Raw genomic sequence first — 21593 nt, 5'->3', positions numbered from 1 at the left:
GCGCAAGCTTGTGCATATCGCTCACGGTGTACTGAAATCCGGTAAGCCATTCGACAGTTCGTTTCTTATCGCTTGACTCGGATAACAGTATCTACAACCCCATCGGCCAACAATTTTCAGCCTTTTCTGACGGTCGCGCTTGGTTGTCAGTAGGTATGCGGCTGGGTAGTCTACTTGGTGCGGCGTTTGCCGCAAGAGGCGCGAGCCCGAGGTGCATCCAACACCGCCGGGCCCGCTAACCAAACCAACTCTCCTAGGAGTCAGAATGGCTACTCGAAATGTTAATCCAGCCCCAGTCTTTTTTCCAAACCAGGATTTCCGCCAGCAGCAGTTACTTTCCCTGATTTCCGTGTTGTGCTTGCCGCGTGGCAGTCGTCCAAATTCCGACGAGTGCCGTTTGGTGGTCGATAGTCGTTTGCCGTGGGCGTTCGAGTCGATCGATGGCAGCACCTCTTGGATGTATCTGCCCAAGGCCGCGCGTGTGCGTGAACTGGCGGGGTGCCTAGTACTCACGGCCGACTAAGGCCCTTTTCCGGAGGCGGGGGGCATGGCCCCCTAGCCGGCTGTCTAGCGCTTCTTAAACACCAGCGGCGCGGGTTTGTCGTGCCGCATCTCCAGGTACAGCGCCTCCACCTTGGCGCGCGCCCAGGGTGTGCGGCGTAGAAATTTCAGGCTCGATTCAATGCTTGGTTCGTGGGTGAAACAACGGATCTCGACCCGCCGCCCCAAGGCCTCCCAACCGTAGTAATCCACCAACTCCTGCAGGATGGCTGCCAACGTCCGTCCATGCAACGGGTCCTTCTGTGCCCCGGCACTCATGCTTTTCCATTTCTTCATGCATTGAAACCGCCGCCATGATAGCGCCTTCCCCCGCCTAGCTGGCAACTTGTACGATGTCATCTTTTAATGAGAATGATTATCATTTACAATCGTGGCGTTTCACAAAAAGAAGAGAGAGATAACCATGCACCGCAAGCACCTTGCCCGCCGACCGGCGTTTCCACCCACCCGGCATACGGCGTTGGCCGTCGGCCTGCTTTTCGGCCTGACCCCGACCGCCCGCGCCGAAGCCGCCTTTTCGCCCGATGCGCAAAGCGCGCTCAAGGAAGTGACCGTGCACGCCACCCGCACCGAGCGACGGCTCGACAACGTGCCGGCTACGGTCACCATCGTCACGCAGCAGGAAGGCGAAGCGCGCGGCGCGCGCGATATCAAGGATCTATTCGCCGACGAGTTGGACGTGGCGGTCGGACAAGGACCGAACCGCTATAGCATCGCCGGCGGCAATACCAATCGCGCCGGCAACGAGAGCATCAACGTCCGCGGCTTGCAGGGCAACCAGGTATTGATGATGATCGACGGCATCCGCGTGCCGGCCAGCTTTTCCTTCGGCGGCTTTACCGTCGGCCGCGGCGATTACCTGGACACCGACGATCTGCAGAAAGCCGAGATCCTACGCGGGCCGGCCACCACGCAATACGGCAGCGATGGCTTAAGCGGCGCGGTGTTCTTCCACACCCTGGAGCCGCGCGATTTGCTGAAAGACGGCCAGCCTGTCGGCGGCTTCGTCAAAAGCGGCTACAACAGCGTCGACCATTCATGGCTCAATGCCGCCGGCGTGGCAAGCCAAAGTCCCGACTGGCAGTCGCTGCTGCAGGTCAGCTATCGCCACGGCCACGAACTGGCCAATATGGGCGACAACACGTCGCAAAACAGTAGCCGCACCGCCCCCAACCCGGCCGATAACGGCGTCGGCAACGTGCTGGCCAAAATCGCGCGCCGACTGGATGGCGCCAACCGGCTCGGGCTGACGGTGGAGTCGCTGCGCCGCCGCGAGCAAACCGAGGTCTACTCCGCACGCGCCGTGCCGCCTTATACCCCGACGAACAATACCCTCGACCTGCAGGCCGACGACCGCGTCGAGCGCGATCGCGTGTCGCTGGCGCACAGCTATGCCGACGCGGCCAACCCGCTATGGCAAAAAGTCGAAACCCAAGTCTACTGGCAACGCGCCAAAGTCGCGCAGACCAGCGTCGAAACCCGCGCCGCCGCCGCACAACGCACGCGCGACAATGCCTACATCAGCAATACCTTCGGCATCGGCAGCCAGGCGCAAAGCCGCCTGCCCGGTCGGCTAACGCAGCGGCTGAGCTATGGGTTCGACTGGAGCCGCTCGCTGGTGGAAAGCCCGGCCAACGGCACTGTGCCGCCAGCCGGCTACGTCTTTCCCTACAAAACGTTTCCCGACACCACCTACACGCAAGGCGGCGCCTTCGTCCAGGACGAGATCGAGCTTGGCGCGCTGAGCCTGATTCCCGGTCTGCGCTTCGATCAATACCGGCTCGCCCCGTCCGGCGCCGGCTATAGCGGCAGCGTCGTGACCTTATCCGACCAGGCCTGGTCGCCGCGTTTCGGCGCGGTGTGGCGCCTGATGCCGCAACTGGCGCCCTATGCGCAATGGGCGAGCGGTTTCCGCGCGCCGACCCCGGATCAGGTCAATCTCAATTTCAGCAACTACACCATCCCGGGCCGCGCCTATACCAGCATCGGCAATCCCAACCTCCAGGCCGAACGCGCCCATAGCATCGAAGTCGGCCTGCGAGGCAGGCTCGACCGACTGCGCTACTCGCTGGCGTACTACGACAACCGCTACCAGGATCTGATTTCGCAGCAGATCGTCGGCGGCGACGGCTCATCGGCCAACCCGTTGGTTTACCAATACATCAATCTGCAAGATGCCCGCATCCGCGGTTGGGAAGCGCGCATGGAATGGCTGATCGACGAACGCTGGCGCATGACGGGCGGTGTCGCATCGGCGCATGGCGATTTCAGCGCCAACGGCCAATCGCAACCGCTCGATACCATCCAGCCGCTCAAGGCGGTCTTGACGCTGAGCTACGACATCGGCCGCTTCGGCGGTCATGCCACGGTTCAGCATGCCGAAGGCCGGAACGCCAGCGGCCTCTCCGTCCAGCAGGGGCGCGGCATCGCCAACCAGTACTCGACACCGGCCTGGACCACGCTGGATCTGGGCGGGTTCTGGAAACCCATCAAGGGGCTGACCCTCAACGCCGGTATCAACAATCTGTTCAACCGCAAGTACTGGCGCTGGTCCGACGTGCGCGGACTGGCCGGTAACGACCCTGCAGTCGACGGCTGGACCGCGCCGGGCCGCAATGCCTATCTCAACGCTCGTTACGATTTCTAGGAGTCGACATGGATCATGCAACCATCCGCCACCACTTCGCGGCACAACGCCAACAAGCCGGCACCCGCCAGCGCGACATCGCCGACGGCCTCGGCATCGGCGAAGCCGAACTGATCGCCGCGCATGTCGGCGTCGACGGCGAAACACCGTTGCGAGCCTCGCGGCTCGACACCGACTGGCCGGCGCTATTCGCCGAATTGGCAAGCTTGGGCGAGGTCATGGCGCTGACGCGCAATCAAGACTGCGTACACGAGAAAATCGGGGTTTACCGCCGCTTCAGCCATGACGGCCACGTCGGCCTGGTGCTCGACCAGGCCATCGACCTGCGCCTGTTCTTCGGCCACTGGCGCTACGGCTTTGCAGTGGAAGACGACAGCGGCAGCCAGCCGCAGCACAGCCTACAGTTCTTCGACGCCCAGGGCGAAGCCGTGCACAAGATCTTTCGGCGACCGGGTAGCGACCGGGCAGCCTGGGCGGCTTTGTGCCACCGATTTGCCGACCAGGGCTTGGCGCCGCAACCGATACCGGTATCCCGCCCGGCGCGGCGCCCCGAAAAGCCGGACGCGCAAATCGACGTCGCCGGCCTGCGCCAGGGTTGGGCCGCTCTGCGCGATACGCACGACTTCTTCTCGCTACTCAAGCGCTTCGGCGTCTCGCGCCGCCAGGGCCTGCGGCTTGCCGATCCGCGTTTTGTCAGCCAAGTGATACCGATGGCCGCCAGTTGGCTATTGCAGGAGGCCGCGCGGCGCGGCGTGCCGATCATGGTGTTTACCGGCAATCCCGGCACGATCCAGATCCATAGCGGATCGATCGCCCATGTCTTCGAGCAGGGACCGTGGATCAACGTCATGGATGAGGGCTTCAACCTGCACCTGCGCCAAGATCGGGTGACCGACGCTTGGCTGGTGCGCAAACCCACGCGCGACGGGCTGGTATCGTCGCTGGAGTTATTCAACGCTCAAGGCGAGACCATCGCCATGTTATTCGGCGAACGCAAACCGGGCAGACCCGAGCGCAGCGACTGGCGAGCCTTGCTCGACTGGCTGCAGGAAGAGGCCGTGCCATGCGCCGTCTGATGTCATCCCGCCGCGCGCTGCTCAAGCGTATGGCGGCACTGGGGCTTGGGCTGGCGGCCCCGGCAGCCGGGGCCGCCGTGCGCGAGCAGGCGCCTCGGCTAGTCTGCGTGGGCGGCGCACTGACCGAAATCGTCTACGCCCTCGGTGCCGAACGCCAACTGGTCGGCGTCGACACCACCTCGCTCTTTCCGCCGGCCGCCCGCACGCTGCCCAGCGTGGGTTATGCGCGCACCTTGTCGGCGGAAGGGCTGCTATCGCTGGCGCCCACTGCCGTATTGGCCAGCGAGGACGCCGGCCCGCCGATGGTTTTGCGCCAACTGGCGGGCGCCGGCGTGCCGGTGCATGTACTGGCGGCCAACCATCGCTTTGAAGGGGTACTGGCACGCATCGAGCGCACGGGACAATTGACGGGCCGCAGTGCTCAAGCCGCCCGACTGATCACCCAGCTGCAACGCGATTGGCAAGCGCCGCGGCCCAGCCGGACAAACATACGCGTGCTGTTCATCCTGGCCGCGGCGCCGGGACAATGGCTGGTCGCGGGCCAAGGCACCGCCGCCGACGCCATGCTGGCTTATGCCGGCGCGAGCAATGCCCTGCGTGGATTCGACGGTTACAAGCCGCTGTCGGCCGAGGCGGTGCTGGCCGCCCGTCCCGACGCGCTGCTATTGACCGAACAGGGCTTGGCTGCCGCGGGCGGTATCGATGGCGTATTACGCCTGCCCGGTATCGGCCAAACACCGGCCGGCAGCCAGCGGCGCATCGTCACGCAGGATGCCCTGCTGCTATTGGGTTTCGGCCCACGCCTGCCGCAGGCGGTCGAGCGCCTGGCCACGGCTTTCTTGGCGGTGCATCGCCGATGAGTGCGCGCGCAAACGCTGTCTGGCTCGGGCTGGCCGTGCTCGGCCTGGTGCTGCTGTGCGCGCAGTACGGCGCCGTGGCCATCCATTGGCGCGATTGGCTGGCGCCGCTCGACGGCCGCTTGTCGGGCAGTGGTTGGGTACTGTGGCAACTGCGATTGCCGCGACTATGCATGGCGCTCCTGGTCGGCGCCGCCTTGGGCCTGGCCGGTTCGTTGACGCAGGGACTGTTCCGCAATCCGCTGGCCGATCCCGGACTCTTGGGCGTCACCGGCGGCGGCGCCAGCGCCGCCGCACTCTGCATCGTACTGAGCGCCGGCTTGTCATTGCCCGCCCCGCTGCGTGGGCTGCTGCTACCGCTCGCGGCCTTTGTCGGCGCGCTGGGCGTCTGCCTGGGCCTCGATCGGCTGGCGCGCCGCTTCACGCCGGGTTCGCTCGGCGGCCTGCTGCTGTGCGGCATTGCGCTCAATGCACTGACAGGCTCGATCGTCGGGCTATGTACCTACCTGGCCAGCGACGAACAACTGCGCAACCTGTCGTTCTGGACGCTCGGCTCGCTCGCGGCGGCCAGTTGGCCGCTCGCCGCCCTGTTCGCGCTATTGCTCGCCTTATGCACCTGGCGCCTGCCGCGGCTGAACCGGCAACTCAACGCCTTGGCGCTGGGCGAATCGGTCGCCGGTCATCTCGGCCTGTCTCTGACACGGCTGCGCGGCGCCGTGACCCTGCGCGTGGCATTGCTGGCCGGCGTCGCCGTCGCATGGTGCGGCATGATCGGCTTCATCGGTCTGATCGCGCCGCACATCGCACGCGGTCTGAGCGACGCGGATCAAACCCGCAGCGCGCCGCTGGCCATGCTGATCGGCGCACTGCTATTGCTGTTGGCCGATACCTTGGCACGCACCCTGGCCGCGCCGGCGGACATGCCGGTCGGTCTGTTTTGCGCGCTATTGGGCGTTCCTTTCTTTCTGTCGCTGCTGCGTGTCCACGCCACTTACCGGGGCTCACCATGACCATCCTGCTGCAACTTCGGCATTGCCGGTTGACGTTCGGCCGCCACGACTTCGGCCCGTTCAGCCTGGCCATCGGCCCGGGAGAACGCGTGGCCTTGCTCGGGCCTAGCGGCGCCGGCAAGTCATCGCTACTGCGCCTGATGGCGGGCGAGCTGCCGCCATGCGCGGGCACGGTCAGCCTGGCCGGGCGCGACCTCGCCGACTGGTCGCCGTCCCTGCTAGCTCGACAGCGCGCCGTACTGCCGCAGTCTCATCATGTCGCGTTCGGCCTACGCGCCGAACTGGTGATCGCGCTCGGCCGCATCGGACGCGACGACGAGTGCAGTAGTGGCGGCATCGTATTGGCCGCGGCCAAGCTTGCCGCTTGCGAGCACCTGCTGGCGCGCCGTATCGACACCTTGTCGGGCGGCGAAGCGGCCCGTGTGCATTTGGCACGCATTTTCGCGCAATTGTGGGAGACGGAGGCCGGCTTGATTTTGGTCGACGAGCCGCTCGCTGCGCTCGATCCCGGCTTGCAGCACCGACTGTCGCATCGGCTGGATCGGTTCGCGCACGAACGCGGTCACGCCGTGGTGGCGGTACTGCACGACATCAACCATGCAGTGCGGCATTTCGACCGGCTATTGTTGCTACAGGCGGGCCGACTGGCCGACGATCTGCCGGCCCGGGCGCTGGAAGGCGATAGGTTGAGGGCGCTGTATGGGCTGCCGTTTGGCCGCGTACAAGCCAGCGACGGACAAGTGGCGTGGCTGCCGGCGGCCGCGGCGCCTATTCGGGCGAACGGGACGTGAGGTGGCTCTCTGGCACCATGCTCTTATGCAACACGGCGAACACGATCAAGACCGATTCCCGTGTCTGGTAATAAACGACGTGACCGCCATGCGGGAAACTCAGAACACCCGGCGCGACATCCGGTCTTGCGCGGCCAAGGCGAGGGCTCTCCGCCAGCAGATGAAACGTCGACCGCAGTTCGGCTAAATAAGTGCTTGCCTGCAGTGCTCCCCATTGATGCAGGGTATAACGGCGGATTTCCACTAAATCGTTTTTGGCATCCGCTGTCAGGCGAAAAGTCGACATCAATCGAACTGCCCTGCTGCCAGATCATCCAGAAAGGCATCGCCATCCGATAAAGTCCCTGCAGCCATCTCAGCCTTGATTTGTGTCGCGCGCGACTGCAACAGCCGCAACTTCATCGCCTCGATGTTGGCATACTCGTCCATCGAGATGACGACAGCAACCGGCTGGCCATTCTTGTTGATTTGCACCGGCCCGCGTTGCGCTCGCAACAACAGATCGCCAAAGTGGGTTTTCGCCTCATTGGCAGTAAGTGCGTCTAGCATGGTTGCTCCCCCCATTGGTTCGATGCGTTCACTTTAGTCGAATCGAACGATTCGAACAATAATCAAAGCCTCTCCCGACTACCCTGCCAGCTTGTGTACCAATGCCGTGGCTACCGGCATAGCCGGTTGATCCTACGCGCACACCGGAAGGCTCTGCCGCCAAGATCCGACGGAAGCCACGGACTCCTGCCGTGCCAATCGCCTCCAATGCGTTATGGCACAGACAACCCCGTCAGGAGCTCCTACATGCAGACGATCAACGTCTTCTACCCGCCGCCCGGCACTTTCGACCTGCAAGCGGGTATTCACATTGCCGCGCTCGCCTGCTGTGGCGCGCTTACCTTCTATCTAACCGACATTCCGCCGCACGGCAGCGTGAACGCCCACTCCCACCGGCAAGGCGACGAAATCTACCTGATCCTCAACGGCGAGGGTTGTCTTTACAGTCAAGCACAGGGAACCGCCACGCTAAGCACCCCACTTCGCGCAGGCGATTTGCTGCGCATACCGTCAGGCCATGCACACCAGTTGGTCAATCTGGGCGAACAGCCGCTGCGCTTGCTGTTCGTCTGCCCAAACAGCCATTTGAGCCACGACCGGATCATGCATCCCAATCTGCGAGACCCCATACCATGAACTTCCTCATTCCAAGCGAACTGCGCACGCTCATCGACACCCAGCCGGGTTGCGGGGGCTGCAAAGACCTAGCGTCGAACTACCTCTACGCCGATCAAACGTTTACCTCGCTTGTCGGCTTGCGCCACAAAGAAGACATCGTGGGGATGACTGACCTGGACATGCCTTGCGACACGGTCGAGTGCGCGCATTTGTTCCGCGCGCAAGACCGGGAAGTGATCGAGAGTGGGGAAAATTTGCGCATCCTGGATGTCCAACGTTTCGCCGACAAACAGTGGAAATCGCTCATTTTCACCAAGACGCCGTTACGCGACACAGCACAGAACATTGTCGGCACCGTTTTTCACGGTCAGGAGTTGCATACGCGCGAACTGCTGGAGCTCGCGGCGCTACTGAGCGAAATCTGCTATCGCCCTCACGACACTTCCTGGCTCACCACCCCGACCAGCTACACCATCGGCCGCCCCGGTCGTGGCCCCAAGCTAAGTCCGCGGCAGGAAGAAGTCCTCTTCTTGCTGTTGCGCGGCCGCACCGCGCGGCAAATCGCGCGGGTGCTCGGGGTGGCGACACGCACCGTCGAGTGGCATCACACAACGCTGAAAGAGAAGTTCTCGGCACAGAACAAAAGCGAACTCGTCGACCGCGCCATCGAATTGGGTTACCTGAACAACTTACCGCCGGGGCTCTGGCAGCGGCCACTATCGATCATTCTGCGCGAGACATAAGCGCACGGGGTTTGCACACCGCAGCGCCTACTGCAGCATGTAGGTTTCGTATTCCAACCGTTCAAGCTTGTAGTCCAGGAGCGCAATGCCGATCACCACCGAGATCAACATCGCGCCGGCAAAGCCATAGCCGTACCAGGCCGGATTGAGTTCGAGCGTCAGCGCGGTGAGCGCGACGTTCAGCAGCAGGAAGCCGCCGGTGGCCGCCAGCACCACCCGGCGACGGTCGAGATAAAAAAACACGTTGATCACGCCGAGGAACACCACCTGCAGGCTGGCGGCGATCACGTCCACCTGCAATAGCGGCAGATAGAGTACCGAGATGCCGAGCCAATGCAGCAGTTCGGCACCGCTGGCGAACAATAAAATGGCGGCGATCGACTGGACCTTGACGATTTCGTACAAGCCGGTGCGCAATGCATCGACCATGCCGTTGCGCACGTTCTCGATGTGCTGTAGCGATGCCCCTTCGCGCACGGCGCTATAGAAGGCATCGTAGTACTCGACGAAATCGGTCTCGATACGCATCAGGAACACCGCCATGCCGGGGATGATCGCCAGGTAGGCCAGAAATACCGGCATGTCGTAGATCAGCGAGGCATGCAGCGGGCCGATCACCTGCTGCCCGGTGCCGGGGGCGTACCAGAACATCAGCTTGTCGATCCACAGGCCCAGGTTGTACATCAGACCGATCCACATCAGCGCGGTATGGCGGCCTTCGCGCCGGAACATCTCGAACGAAATGAAAAGCCGGCCGGGAAATTCGCGATAGATCAGCAGCAGCAGGCCGAACAGCAGTACCGCCTGGCCCAGCACGAAGCCGGCCAATAGCCCTTCCAAGCCATGGGTGTTCAATGTCAGCGAGCCCACCACCGTGGCGCCGTAGCCGATCAGAAACACCAGCAGAATGTGCATATAGCGCTTCAGGCCGGAGAGGAAAATCGCCGAAATCCAGATATTGGCCAGGATGATGAAACCGCTGAGCATGAACAGCCGATAGCTGCCGGGCTGCCCATGGAACAACCACAGTACGGTGGGCACCCCGAGCGCCAGCGCGGTGGCATTGGTCACCAGCACCACGCCGTGGAAGTTCGATAGCACCAGGTCGACACGCTTCCCGTACATCTGGTCGGCGGTAAAACGGGTGAACGCCAATTGCAACGGACCGGTCAGTACCAGGCTGCAGGCGATCAAATAGGTCACCGACACCTGAAACTGGGCGATCAAAGCGGTGGGCACGACAAACGGCAGACTAAGCACCCCGATGAGCAGAATGCCGACAATGGACAACATCCACGGCCCGGCACTGATCAGGCCGGCATAGGCGTAAGCCTGCAGCAAGCCGGCCAGCGAGTCGCGCCGCAGCATCCGGCGCAGTTCGAATCCGATCCCGGCCATCAGCCCGCCCCTCCGTGTTGCGCCAGCAACTTGTCGTACAGCGCCCGATAGGTGCCGACCATCTGTGTCTGGCTGTAGTAACGTTCGACCCGGGCAATGCCGGCTCGCTGCGCCGCGCGCCAGCGCACCGGGTTTTGCAGCAACGACAGCGCCGCCTGAGCCAGCGCGCTCGGGTTGGCGATCGGCACCACTTCGCCGGCCGCGCCGAGCGCCGCGTCCTCGCCGGCGCGGCCATAGATCAGCTCGCGGCAGGCCCCCACCTCGGTGGTGATCGACGGCACCCCGGCGGCGAACCCCTCCAGCACCACCAGCGGCAGCGCCTCGGAAATCGAACTCAACACCACCAGACCGATTTGCGGCATCAAGGCTTCGACATTTTGCATGCCGAGGAACTTGACCTTATCGGCGAGACCAAGGCTCGCCACCAAGCGTTGGCATTCGAGCGCATAGTCCTCGTCCTCGTCGTCCGGCCCGGCAATCCACGCCTCGGCCTCCGGCATGGCCTCGATCACGGTCAACATCGAGCGGATGAAGGTTTTGACGTCCTTGATCGGCACCACACGGCCGATCAGGCACAATACGGGCGGCGTTTGCGGCGGCCGCTTGTCGCGCAAGCCGGCGAAGCGCTCGAGATGAATGCCGTTGGGAATGGTGCAGGTCTTGTTCGCCGGCGCGCCGTCGCCGATCTGGCGCAGGCGGTTGCCTTCGTACAAGGCCACGATATCGCTGGCCGAGTCGTAGCACATCTGCCCCAGCGCCATGAAAAAGCGCATCCACAGATCGCGGAAGTAACCGATCTGCGCGGCATCGCGTTCGAACACGCTGCGGTTATCGCGAATCCACTGGCTCTGGAACAGGTCGATCTTGCGTTCCTTGGTGTAGATGCCGTGTTCCGACACCAGCAAGGGACGGGCACGCCGCTGCTGCAGCATGGTGCCCAACAAGCCGGCATAACCGGTCGACACCGTATGAAAGACCTTGGCTGGAATCAGTTGCTCGGCGACCGCGGCGAGCTTCCAGATCGACAGGTGCATGATGCGCACGGTCCAGAAGTAGTCGGTGAACGAGGGGTCGGTGCAAAACGCGCGGTAGTTGTCGGTCAGGAAGGTCCAGGCCAGGTCCGAATGCGCGAACATCTCGGCCGACAATTTGCCGCCCGGCTGCATCAGCGGCATCAGGGTACGCAGCATGGCACTGGCCTGATGTTTGCCTTGCGGGCTCTTCAGCTTGCCGTGCAGCTCGGCCACCTGGCGAAAAATCTCGGCATCGCCGCGCAGACTGGGCTTGACCGGCCGCTCGCCGGCATCGCCCGCGAAATCGAACAGGTAATGGCACTCCATGTGCACCACATTATCCGGCAGCGGGTAGGCCATCTCGCCATAGCTGTCCGGCGTACTGCCAATGAACACGATGGCAAAACTCAGTTCGGGAAAAGCCCGGATCATTTGATTGATCCAACTGGACACCCCGCCGCGCACATAGGGGAAGGTGCCCTCCAACAGCAGGGCGATATCGGCATGTTCCGCTTGGCGCATTGGCGCGATCATCGCGTACCTCCCCAATATTTGATGATCGGCTGCAGAATCGGCAACGCACTGGCGAGCGGCTGCGCTGCCAACAGTACTTTGACCTGTTGGTAATCTTTGTCGAGATAGGCCACCTCGGCCAGGTAAGGCAACAGACGCTGGCGATCGAACCCGTGCAACATCGCCTGATCCAGCATGGCCATCGCCTGCTCGGTATCGCCGCGGTCGAGCGCCAGGCGGCCGCGCAGCCGCCATAGCGCGGCATCGGTCGGCATCAGCGTCAGCGCCTCGGCGGCATAGCGTTCCGCCTCGCGCGCCGCGTGGCGATAAACATCGCCCTGCACCAAATAGGAATACACCAGCTCGTTGTACAGCAACGCCAGTTCCTTGTGGACGCGATAACGTTCGGTCTTGCTCAGCGTCAGCTTCAGACGCGGCAGTTGGTCGAGAATTTTCTTCGTCAGCGTCTTCTCCTGCCGATCCAACATCCAGAAAGCCAACAAGCGGATGTCCTCGAACGGATCGTCGAGCATGGTGCGCAACAGCGGCGACACAGTGCGCATCGGCATGGACTGCATGGCCATCAGCGCATTCATGCGGAAAGACGCCGCCGCGGCCGAGCTTTGCAGCACCGACTTGAGATGCGCGCCGCGGCCGACGGTCGCCGTGGCCTGCGGGGCCAGGAACTGCGGCGGATAGGTCAGGATAATCGGCAGGTCTTCCAGTGCCTTCGGCAGCATCGCGGCCAAGGCCATGACGCCGCAGGTCAACAGCAAGCCGCCGACCGGCACGGCGAACAGATAGCACCAGAGAAACAAGCCGGTCAGATACGGCCGTTGCTTGAAGCGGCGCGGCAACAGCGTCATCGCAGCCGGCACGGCCAGGAACGCGGCCAAGGCCTGCAACGCCAGCATCAGCACCATCCAGCCGGTGGATGCGGCTTGCGACGGCTCGGTCAACAACCTGAGCATGACGTAGCTCTGCAACAGCACACTCGGCACCAGCCTCGGCACCGCCTTGAGCACGCGCTGGCCGATCAGCAGGTTAGACATGGATCTGGCACCGGCGCAAGAAGGCGGCCAACCCTTGAGTGGGGGCCTCGACCGGTAGCGGCATGGTGTTGACCGACACGTGGCCGCTCTCCAAGTCGACACCGAACTGCGCGCGCATGCTCTCCTCGATGCGTAGCAGAAAACCTTCGACGGCGCTCTCGCCCGACAACGGCATCAGCACCAGAATGGCATCGCGCGCCTCGCCGGGAATCACCCATTGCACGTCCAGCGAACGACGGCTGAGCTGCACGTGATCGAACAGCGTCTTGCCGATATCGCGCTTGTCGAAAGTCAGCGCCACCAGCGACGAGGTGATGCCGGCGGTGCGATACAGCCGCACCAGACGCGAGAAGTCCAGCGCAAAGTCGTGCGGGCAACTCGGATAGACCGACAAGAGCAGACCGGCGACGGCGCCGTGGCGCACACCGTCGGCGTAATAGCCGCTCAGTACCAGCAAAAGCTGTAGATTTTCCTCGGAGAGCGCCATGAACGGCATGTGCCGCACCACCAGCACGCCCAGAATTTCATCTTGGGCATCCACCAGCGGTGCCACTGCGATGTAATCGGTCTTGATGCCCGGCGCCAGCTGCTTGTTTTGCACATGGGCCAGCGTACGGTGCTCCAGCGCGTAGCGCAGCAGAATATCCTGACAGTCCAGTTCGAACGGCGCGCCGGAACCGGCGACGGGCACCGGGTCGGGCACACCGTCGCGGCAGACGTGCAATTGCGCGCGTTCAAGCTGGCAGCTATGCGCGGCCACCTCGATGAATCGACGGGCGTGCGCCAGCAGCAGCTTGTCGTCCGGCTCCTGGTTCAACCCTTCGCTCTGGAACGACAGCGCTCGCAGCTGCGACAGCGAATCGCGTAGCGAAGCCGGCCGCGACAGCAGATCATGCTCAAGCCGCTCATGCGATAGACGCAACAGGAAGTGGCTCTTGGTCAACACCCCCAGACGCTCGTTCAGGTAGTCGGTCATCGTGCGCAGGTGGCGCAGCTTGCTCCCCCAGGTATCGCCGAATTGGCCGCAAACCAGCACCATGGCCATGCCGCCCAGAAAGAACGGCAGCGGGAAACGCTGATCGGGCAACGCCTGCAGGTAATACCCCGCCAACAGCCCCAGGCTCGACAACACGCCTTGCATCAAGCCATAACGCAGCGAACAGATCATCGGCACAAGCCAGATCCAGCCGAAGCCCGAGCCGATCAACAGCGGATCGGCCGGCGCGGCCAGGCGCAGCGCGCCCAGCACCAGCACCGTCACGACGATGGTTTCCGACATGACCCACTGCACCGACCGGTTGCGCAATCGCTCCGAGGCGATCAACTCGACCCAGCGCGGCCCCTCATGACCGGTGCGACCGTGACGAAGCTTGAAGGCATGCGCGCGCTTTTTGCCGTTGCGTTCTTGTTCAGACAATCCCCATCTCCTGGATTAGCGGCGCGGTGCAGCGTCCGTCAACGGCGCGAGCAGCTTGCGTTCCAGCGCCGTGGCCACGCCTGCCAGCGAGTCGTTGCCCCAACCTTCGCGATGGCCGGTCGCGCTCCACACGACCTTGCCGCTGTCGACATCGATCAGTTGCAGCGTCAGGCCAATGACCGGTTCGCCGTCGACGCCCACTTTGTAACGCCATTCGACCACTGAGCCGGTCAGCGCATACGGCGCATGCCGGGTGCGCGCCCAGGCCAGCGATTTGGCACGCAGATCGGCGGCGGCCGGTTCGAACAGGGTTTCCTCGCCGCTATCGGCGACATAACGCTGCACACCGTCCAAGCCCTCCGCGCTCAACAGCGACGCCGCCAGCGCCGCAGCGCGTTGACCGGCCATCGGGGTGTCGGTCAAATTCTCCAGCGGCAGCACCGCCCAGTTCTGCGCGGACGACAAGGCCGGCGTCGGCGAGACCTGGATGCCGGCGCAGCCGGCCAGCCCCAATGTCAAGCCGGCGAGCGACAGCATGTAAACAAGTCGGTTTCTCATGATTGACTCCTAATAAAACCAGCTATAGCGCACCCCGACCTCGGTCACTGGAGAAGATCCCTGTGCCGACATGTCCTGGTGCTGGTAATAGATCGACAGGCGGTCGCGGCCGAGGACCGAGCCGACCAGGCCGACATTCACTACCCCGCCCCAATGCGCATGGGTGTCGTACATCGGGCCGGCCTCCAGATAGGGGAGGAAGGCATGGCGGTAGCCATCCGGCAGATCCGTACCGAAACTGAGCAACAGGCCGCCTTGGGAAAAGGTCTGCGGCATGATGGTGGCGGCAAGTCCGACCGTACCTTGCGGCACCAACTGCTGCACTTGTTCCGACGGCGTGCCGTAAGCACTGTACTGACCATGCGTCGCGACCAGATGCAGCGTGTAATCCGGATAACCCAGGCGAAACTTGTAACCGGCATCCAGGGCCGCCAGATAACCTTCGCCGAGAAAGGAGCGATCCTGCATGTAAAAACGGTCGGCCTCGACGCGGCTATTGGCGAACCATCGGCCCTGCCGCCAACCGACCCCCAGGCTCGCCAGGTTTTTCATGCCGCCCAGCAGCAACTGGCTGGTCTCGTCGGCCGGTTGTTCGCTGCCGAGCGCATAGTTGAAATTCCACGCGCCGCGCGGCTGCAACACGCCATCCACGCGCACTGGCGTGACGGCGCGCCAGCCCTGGCGCGATGCCACGGTCAGCGTCCGATTGGCGCTGTCGTCGCCGAAACGATAGCTGAGCGCCGCGGTACGGTCCTGCCCAGGCGCACCCGGCAGTCGGGTGGCGTCGCTGCGCTGGTTGCGCTGGCTGAAGGACAATTGCAATGCCTGCCTTGCATCCAGGCGCAAACCGGCGCTCAAGCCGAATTGATCGTATTTCAGTCCGCTTTGCCGCACACTGCGCCACGACGGCGTCACGGTTTGGGCGTCATTCAGCAGTTGCTCGCGCAGCACCGCCTGCAGATCGTCGTTGTCCGGCTGGTGCTCGACGCCGTCGAATGCTTCGCTTTGTGCCTCGGCCAAGCGCCCGGTCTGCGCCAAGGCCTCGATGCGGCTGTCGATCGGCAGTTGTCCGCGCTTCTCTGCCAACAGGCGCTCCAACGTTGTCGTATCTTGCTCGGCCAACGCCAACGACAATTGGGCCTGCGCCGGCTGCGCCAGCCAATTGACATAGCGTTTGGCAAGCCAAGCACGCTCCAACGCCGTGGCGTCGTGCGATTGCGCCCAGGCCACGGCGGCGGCGGCGATCGCCGGCGGCAGCGCGCTATCTTCCGTCTCCGGCCGCGCGAGCGCCTGGTGCAGCAGCGCTAAGCTGCGGTCGCCATCGGCAAAACTATTGCTCAGGCCCGAGAGGTTGGCCAACAAGGCATCACGGCTTTCCTGGCGCTTGGCGGCGGCGAGCTTGGGCGGCAGCAGATCGCGCCAGACATGGCGACGCAGCATCCAAGCGGCGCCCGGACGTTGCGCCAATTCCAGCGCCTCGGCATAAGCAAGCTGCCACAGCGGATCGCGCGTCCGGTCCACCACCGCCAGATCGAAATAATGCAAAGCGCGATGCGGTTCCCCCAGCGCGAGCCAGGCGTCGGCGTAGATGCTGATCAGACCGGGATCGTTCTCCGCCTGCCGGGCATAGCGTGCCAACAAGGTGCGCAACGCTTTTTCCTGCCCCAAGGCCGTCAGGTTCCACAGGCGCGCCGCGATCACGTCGGTGCGGCCCGGCGCAAATCGGCTGGCGCGTGCCAGATCGTTCAACGACCGCTTCGGGTCGCCGGCAAGCCGTGCATATTCGGCGCGCGCCATCAGGAAGTCGGCATTGGCGCTGGCCTGTGCGAGGGCATGTTCATCCAGTTGCGCGAGCAGCGGCGGGATGCGATCCAACTCGCCCAGGCGCACATACGCCGAGATCGCACGCGCGAGCAAGAGCGGCGAGCCGGACTGGCGGTACAGGCGCCAGGCGGTGCGCGCCGCGTCCGCGGGGCGGTCGTCAAGTTCATCCAGCCAGCGCACGCCGGTCGATTCGTCCAGATTGCCGCCAGCCTGCAATTGCTGGCTGGCCAGCACCACCGCCGCGCTGTCCTGCGTCAGCGTCGCCAGCCGGAAATACGCACGCCAATAATCGTCATCGGCCGGCGTGGCGGCCGGTGCCGCTGCGCGGAGCAGCGCCATGGCGTCGGCGAAGCGGCCCTGCAGGTACGCCCGTTGTGCCAGCGGCAGCGCATAGGCCGGCTTCGGGCCGTCGATACGGTCGAGCGTCAGCCAGGTATCGATCGCCAGTTGATCGTGACCGGCTCGGAGCGCCAATGCCGCCAGGCGCGACAGGATGGCAATGCGGTTCGGGCCGGCGCTACGTTCGCGCAGAAAGGCCAGCGCGGTCTCGGGCGCGCCGGTCATCTCATAAGCCGCCACGATCTGGTCGATCAGCGCCAGATCGTCCGGACGCTGCCCCAAGCGGTGCCGATAAACCTGCAATTGCGCCGCGGTGTCGTTCAGACCGTTGGCCAACGTTTCGATCTGTTGCCAAAGCTTTTCGTCCTGACTGTGCTCGGCAAGCAACAGGAATTGGGCCAGCGCGGTGGCCGGGTCGTTGTTCCACAGCGAGGTTTGTGCCAGACGCGGGCGCCAGAGCGCCGCGTCGAGATGGGCATCAAGCGCTTGGCGGGCTATTTTCTGGGCCTCGGCCAAGTTGCCGTTGGCCATGAAGACCCGATAAGCCAGATCCAGATCGGCACCGTTCTGATCCAAGGCTTGCGCCGTCCCGGCAGGCTGCGCAAGGATGAGCGCCATCTTATGCGGCCGAGCCCCAGCCGACGGCATATATAGCGCGGGGTCGACTTCGATCACCTTTGAGCCCGCTGCGTGCGGCGGCTGCCAATCGGACAGCACCACGCTGCCGGCCGGCCGCACCCAAGCCGCCGGCATCATGCGCGCCGGTTGGGACGCGACGACAGGCGGTGTAGCGCGATCCACAGCCAGCAGCCGGCGCACATAATCCTGCGCCAGATCCGGACGGCCACCGGCGAGCGCCAGATTGGCCAGAAAACGCAAAGTGGTCGCATCGCCCAGCAGGGAACCGCCACGTTGTCCGGCGAGCTGCAGCGCCTGCGGCAGCAGATTGCCCATTTGCAATGCGCGTAGCGCGGCGATGAAATCCGTGCGCCGCTCATCCCGCGTCGCGCCATGCGCCTGGGCGGCCAGGCAGGCATCAGCTGCCCGCGCGTACTGTTGGCGCGACAGGCGCAGCGCGCAGCTCTTGCGCCACCAGATGGCGGCGCGCGCCGGTTCGCTCTGTGCCAAGCGGGTGTAGAAGCTGTCGGCCAGGTCGGGTTGGCCGCTCAAGCGAGCGGTGTCGGCCAGTGCCGTCAGTTGATCGTTGTGCCATGGTAGCGGCAGTGCTTGGTCAAGCAGTTGCGCCAGGTCGGCTGCGCGGGCTTGGCGGACGGCCGGCTGGTTTTCGGCGAACAAAGCCGCCTGCGCCAGGCCGATTTCGATCAACAGCGCATCGCGCCGGGTTTCCACGTCGTGCGAAGATTTCAGCCGTACGATCAAGCGCCGGGCATCGCCCGCCCGCTGCCCTTTCAGATATTCGCGCGTCAGCGTGGCCAGGACGTCGGGGTTGTCCGGCTCGACCCGTTGCCAGGCCTCCAGATAGGCAATCGCCAACTGATCCGCCTGCGTGTGGCCGAGCAGCCGCGAGCGCAACGAGGCGTGCGGAAACACCAACGCCAACAGCAGCACCAACAGCAGCGATAACCCGATCAGTTGATAAAGCGGCAGGAGCCGGAGTCGTTTAGGCGCGGCAGTCGACATCAACGTGCACGCTCTGTTGATTGACGGATACCGGCACGCCGATTGGCCCCAGGCTGAAAAGCCGGCCTTCGGGTGTCTTCTCGCCGGCGATAACCTTGCCGGCGACCCGCACCCGGCAGGCCGAGGCGCCGGCGATGGTGAAACGCGGCGCCACATACGACGTCAGTTCGAACGACAGGCGCTCCGGCGTGCGCTGGAACGCATCGATGCGACCGTTGGCGCTCGCCAGCCACGGTAGGTTCTGCGCCGCTGCGCGCCCCAGCGGTATCAGCCGAAAACGCGCTTCCGAGCCGGTCATGTGCACATAGACCCCGTCCGGCCCTGGCAAAAAGCCGGCAACACCGCGCGCGTCCGACAAATCCGGCGCCAAGTCCGGCGCCACGCGCACGGTACGCAGCCAGCCGGCATTGCGGATCACCCAGAAGTCGCCGTCGCGCGCCACGCTGGTCTGTTGGGTATCCAGCACCTTGCGCGCGTAATCGGAAACGAATACCGGATGAATCGGTTGCCGCGTCACGGACTGCAGCACGGTATTGAGCGCCGTCAACGAGGCTTCCTTGGTACCGGTGAACATGTGGTAGTAGACGTCGATCGGCTTGATGCGTCGCGGATGCTCGGTCAGCTCGAAGGTTTCCAGCACGCGGCGGAAGCCGTAATAAGGCCCCTGCCACAAAGCGGTGTAGATCTCTTCGTTCTGATTCGGCGCAAAGACCTGGTAGTAACCGTCCTTCATCACACCTTGCGGCGCGACATCGGTCAGACTGGGATTGCTGCGGGTAATCAGGGTGTCGCCGCCGTTCATATTGAGCACGCCGGCCTGATAGGCCTGCTTGAGCGCCACGGCCGGCACTTGGCAGTCGCCGCTCCACAACAGCACTTTCACCTGCTTGCCGGCTGGCGCCATCAGGCGATTGATGCCGGCGACCGAACCGCCGATCTCGCGCTCGAGGTTGAAGCGATAGCCCGGCACATTGATCGCCAGCCCATTGGTGGATTGCACGCCAGTGCCCTCGGCCCGATCGTAATCGTTGGTCGCGACCCCTTCGCCGGTCACCTGCATCCAGGGCAACGGGTGGGTATAGGTATGGCTGGCCATTTCGACGTTCGGCAAGGCGAAGATCTGCCGCGCGATCTCGCGCAGGCGCGGCGCGATCGCGGCATTCGGCCCTTGGTCGCTGACCTCGCCCTCGATCACCGAGGCCGTGACCGGTAGGCCATATTGTTTCAGCACCCGGTACAACGCCTCGCCGGAGTACGTTGCGCCCCCGGCATCTTGAAATTCGACTTTCGAGGCGAAACCGTCGCCGTCGATGTGCGACATAAACAACCGCAACCCGTTTTCCGTGGTCGGGTCCGGCACCGGCATATCGCGTAAATTTAGCGCCTGCCGCAAAAATTCGAAGGGTTGCAGCACCCAGCGCGCCTGGCTCATGTCATCCATGGCGAGTACCGCAAACGGACGCATCACGTAACCGCCCCACGGCATGAGCGCCGCGGCGTCGAATTCCAGATCGCCGGACTGCAGGCGCAGCAGCGAGCGGCCCTGCGCGCCGAGACGGACCGGGGTGTAATCGCGTGGATCGGGCGTGGGCGGCACTTCATAGCCCATCAGCGTCGCATCGGCATGCGTCACCCGTAGCGGGCCGTCGACCTCGCCGGCCGCCGGCTGCAAACCGAGCGCCTGGGCGAACGGACCGGCCACCGGCATACCGAAGGTGCCGATGAAGACCACGCGCACGCCAGCGGCAATCTGGCGTAATACCCACTGGCGCAGCTGTTCGGGTTGGTCGACCCGGTCATTGAGCCACAGCACCACACCGGCATAACGGTCGGCGAGCGGCCCTTCCGGCAACGGATCTTGGTTGACGTTGAGGTAGTCGAGCCGTAGCCCTAGATAATTGAGCGGCGTGGCCAAGTAGCGCACGCCGTCGGACACGTTCAGGCTGACGCGATTCGGCGAGTCCTGCAGCATCAGGATACGAGTCGGTATCGGCTGTGGCTCGCCGATGCCGACTCGCTGCAGCCCGGGGTCGGAGACATAAGGAATCAAACCTTGGGCGCTGATGCGCCGGGCGGTCTCCAGTGCGCACTGGCGGTCGGTGTCAGGGCAGTAATCGATCGCGATGACCGGCAGCTTATAGCTGTCGCGCAAGGGTTGAACCTGGGCCATCAGCCAGTCCCGGTCGGACGGCGGCACCTCGGTGAAAAGCTGCTTGCCCTGATCCCACCCCTTATAAAGCGATTCGAAAGCCACGGCATCCACCCACTGATGCACTTGCGGCAGGATTTCGAAACCGCGGTTGAACACCAGCCGCGCTTGCGGATAGCGTGTCTTGACGGCGTCGATCACCCGCACCAGGCCGGCGATTTGCCGTTGCCGCTCGGCATCGGTTTTGGCGATCAACTGAAAGGAGTCGAGCGTATCGAAGAAAAACCCGCGAAAACCGCGCTGCCACAGCGGGTCGATCACATGCTCGACGAAAAAAGCGGGCCAGCCCGGCGCCGACTGGTCGACCACCTGCGAACCCCAGGCGCTGTTGTCGCCCTTGAGCCATGCCTTGGGAATAGCGGAGAAGAAATCGCGTTGAGGCGTCACTTCGCCAACGCTGGCGTAAGCCAGCCAATCGGTGTGCGGCGTATCGACCTGCGAGGGATCGAAACCGCTGTCCGGCTCGACCACCACATGATCGAAGGCCGATAGCTCGGCGACCGGAATCGGCGCGGCACCGTAATAGAAGGCATAGGAAGGCTGGGCCGCCGGCTTCACCGCGGACGTCACCGCGCTAGCCGGACGCGCCAGCAGCAGCGCACTGGAAAGCGCCAACACCAAAGGCCGCGCAACGCGGCTCATCCACCCCTTTGTGCCTACTCCCACTGCCTTAATCCTCAGAATGACTTGATTTTATATTTTTTGTTTAAATTAAATTATCATATGCAATATGATAAAGATCATATTCAACAAAAATCAATAAAACATTTTCAATAA

At 63.7% G+C, this 21593-nt stretch carries 18 protein-coding genes; 8 read left to right on the top strand and 10 right to left on the bottom strand.

Going from position 1 to position 21593, the window contains the following annotated elements:
• Nucleotides 1-265 precede the first annotated feature (265 nt).
• Nucleotides 266-523 carry a hypothetical protein gene (locus DFP86_RS15610; protein WP_133682916.1) on the top strand — a complete coding sequence of 86 codons (258 nt, stop codon included), beginning with the start codon at nucleotides 266-268 and terminating at the stop codon, nucleotides 521-523.
• Between the two features lie 44 nt (nucleotides 524-567).
• On the opposite strand, the gene DFP86_RS15605 is transcribed toward DFP86_RS15610, so the two are convergent.
• Nucleotides 568-837 carry a VF530 family protein gene (locus DFP86_RS15605; protein WP_243729421.1) on the bottom strand — a complete coding sequence of 90 codons (270 nt, stop codon included), beginning with the start codon at nucleotides 835-837 and terminating at the stop codon, nucleotides 568-570.
• A gap of 127 nt (nucleotides 838-964) precedes the next feature.
• Between DFP86_RS15605 and DFP86_RS15600 the strand changes: the two genes are divergently transcribed.
• From DFP86_RS15600 to DFP86_RS15580, 5 genes are read left to right on the top strand one after another with little or no spacing between them, the layout of a single operon-like run.
• On the top strand, nucleotides 965-3208 hold the full coding sequence (locus DFP86_RS15600) for a TonB-dependent hemoglobin/transferrin/lactoferrin family receptor (RefSeq protein WP_133682914.1): 2244 nt from the start codon (nucleotides 965-967) through the stop codon (nucleotides 3206-3208).
• A gap of 8 nt (nucleotides 3209-3216) precedes the next feature.
• Entirely contained in the window at nucleotides 3217-4284 is a 1068-nt protein-coding gene (locus DFP86_RS15595; protein ID WP_133682912.1) for a hemin-degrading factor, read from the top strand.
• Nucleotides 4272-5144 (top strand): heme/hemin ABC transporter substrate-binding protein, encoded by an 873-nt coding sequence (locus DFP86_RS15590; protein ID WP_133682910.1) that lies wholly within the window; start codon nucleotides 4272-4274, stop codon nucleotides 5142-5144. Before DFP86_RS15595 ends, DFP86_RS15590 begins: the two co-directional genes overlap by 13 nt.
• Nucleotides 5141-6151, top strand: a complete 1011-nt coding sequence (locus DFP86_RS15585; RefSeq protein WP_133682908.1) for a FecCD family ABC transporter permease — start codon at nucleotides 5141-5143, stop codon at nucleotides 6149-6151. The genes DFP86_RS15590 and DFP86_RS15585 overlap by 4 nt, the downstream gene beginning before the upstream one ends.
• Nucleotides 6148-6942, top strand: coding sequence for an ATP-binding cassette domain-containing protein (locus tag DFP86_RS15580; protein WP_133682906.1), 795 nt, complete (start codon nucleotides 6148-6150; stop codon nucleotides 6940-6942). Before DFP86_RS15585 ends, DFP86_RS15580 begins: the two co-directional genes overlap by 4 nt.
• On the opposite strand, the gene DFP86_RS15575 is transcribed toward DFP86_RS15580, so the two are convergent.
• Together DFP86_RS15575 and DFP86_RS15570 are read right to left on the bottom strand one after the other, a co-directional pair.
• On the bottom strand, nucleotides 6920-7228 hold the full coding sequence (locus DFP86_RS15575) for a type II toxin-antitoxin system RelE/ParE family toxin (RefSeq protein WP_133682904.1): 309 nt from the start codon (nucleotides 7226-7228) through the stop codon (nucleotides 6920-6922). The genes DFP86_RS15580 and DFP86_RS15575 overlap by 23 nt on opposite strands.
• Nucleotides 7228-7491: a type II toxin-antitoxin system Phd/YefM family antitoxin gene (locus DFP86_RS15570; RefSeq protein WP_133682902.1), complete on the bottom strand. Its 264-nt coding sequence runs from the start codon at nucleotides 7489-7491 to the stop codon at nucleotides 7228-7230. Before DFP86_RS15570 ends, DFP86_RS15575 begins: the two co-directional genes overlap by 1 nt.
• Nucleotides 7492-7737: 246 nt before the next feature.
• On the opposite strand from DFP86_RS15570, the gene DFP86_RS15565 reads away from it, so the two are divergent.
• Nucleotides 7738-8127, top strand: coding sequence for a cupin domain-containing protein (locus DFP86_RS15565; protein WP_166642299.1), 390 nt, complete (start codon nucleotides 7738-7740; stop codon nucleotides 8125-8127).
• A complete protein-coding gene (locus DFP86_RS15560; RefSeq protein ID WP_133682898.1) occupies nucleotides 8124-8852 on the top strand; it encodes a PAS and helix-turn-helix domain-containing protein in 729 nt (242 codons plus the stop codon). The genes DFP86_RS15565 and DFP86_RS15560 overlap by 4 nt, the downstream gene beginning before the upstream one ends.
• A 27-nt stretch (nucleotides 8853-8879) precedes the next feature.
• Here DFP86_RS15560 and pelG read toward each other — a convergent pair whose 3' ends face one another.
• The 7 genes from pelG to DFP86_RS15525 are packed head-to-tail and all read right to left on the bottom strand — an operon-like array spanning nucleotide 8880 to nucleotide 21458.
• Entirely contained in the window at nucleotides 8880-10250 is a 1371-nt protein-coding gene (gene pelG, locus DFP86_RS15555; protein ID WP_133682896.1) for an exopolysaccharide Pel transporter PelG, read from the bottom strand.
• Nucleotides 10250-11797 (bottom strand): GT4 family glycosyltransferase PelF, encoded by a 1548-nt coding sequence (gene pelF / locus DFP86_RS15550; protein WP_133682894.1) that lies wholly within the window; start codon nucleotides 11795-11797, stop codon nucleotides 10250-10252. Before pelF ends, pelG begins: the two co-directional genes overlap by 1 nt.
• Nucleotides 11794-12828, bottom strand: a complete 1035-nt coding sequence (locus DFP86_RS15545) for a hypothetical protein (RefSeq protein WP_133682892.1) — start codon at nucleotides 12826-12828, stop codon at nucleotides 11794-11796. The genes pelF and DFP86_RS15545 overlap by 4 nt, the downstream gene beginning before the upstream one ends.
• Nucleotides 12821-14245 (bottom strand): PelD GGDEF domain-containing protein, encoded by a 1425-nt coding sequence (locus DFP86_RS15540; RefSeq protein ID WP_133682890.1) that lies wholly within the window; start codon nucleotides 14243-14245, stop codon nucleotides 12821-12823. The genes DFP86_RS15545 and DFP86_RS15540 overlap by 8 nt, the downstream gene beginning before the upstream one ends.
• A gap of 15 nt (nucleotides 14246-14260) precedes the next feature.
• Nucleotides 14261-14803: a penicillin-binding protein activator LpoB gene (locus tag DFP86_RS15535; RefSeq protein WP_133682888.1), complete on the bottom strand. Its 543-nt coding sequence runs from the start codon at nucleotides 14801-14803 to the stop codon at nucleotides 14261-14263.
• Nucleotides 14804-14812: 9 nt separating this feature from the next.
• Nucleotides 14813-18607, bottom strand: a complete 3795-nt coding sequence (locus DFP86_RS15530) for a tetratricopeptide repeat protein (RefSeq protein WP_166642298.1) — start codon at nucleotides 18605-18607, stop codon at nucleotides 14813-14815.
• On the bottom strand, nucleotides 18588-21458 hold the full coding sequence (locus tag DFP86_RS15525) for a bifunctional glycoside hydrolase/polysaccharide deacetylase family protein (RefSeq protein ID WP_133682884.1): 2871 nt from the start codon (nucleotides 21456-21458) through the stop codon (nucleotides 18588-18590). The genes DFP86_RS15530 and DFP86_RS15525 overlap by 20 nt, the downstream gene beginning before the upstream one ends.
• Between the last annotated feature and the right edge of the window lie 135 nt (nucleotides 21459-21593).

The organism is Paludibacterium purpuratum, assembly GCF_004363805.1.
GTDB classification, from domain to species: Bacteria; Pseudomonadota; Gammaproteobacteria; order Burkholderiales; family Chromobacteriaceae; genus Paludibacterium; species Paludibacterium purpuratum.
The sequence above is the reverse complement of the archived record's forward strand: the minus strand, read 5'-3'. Positions and strand labels throughout refer to the sequence as shown.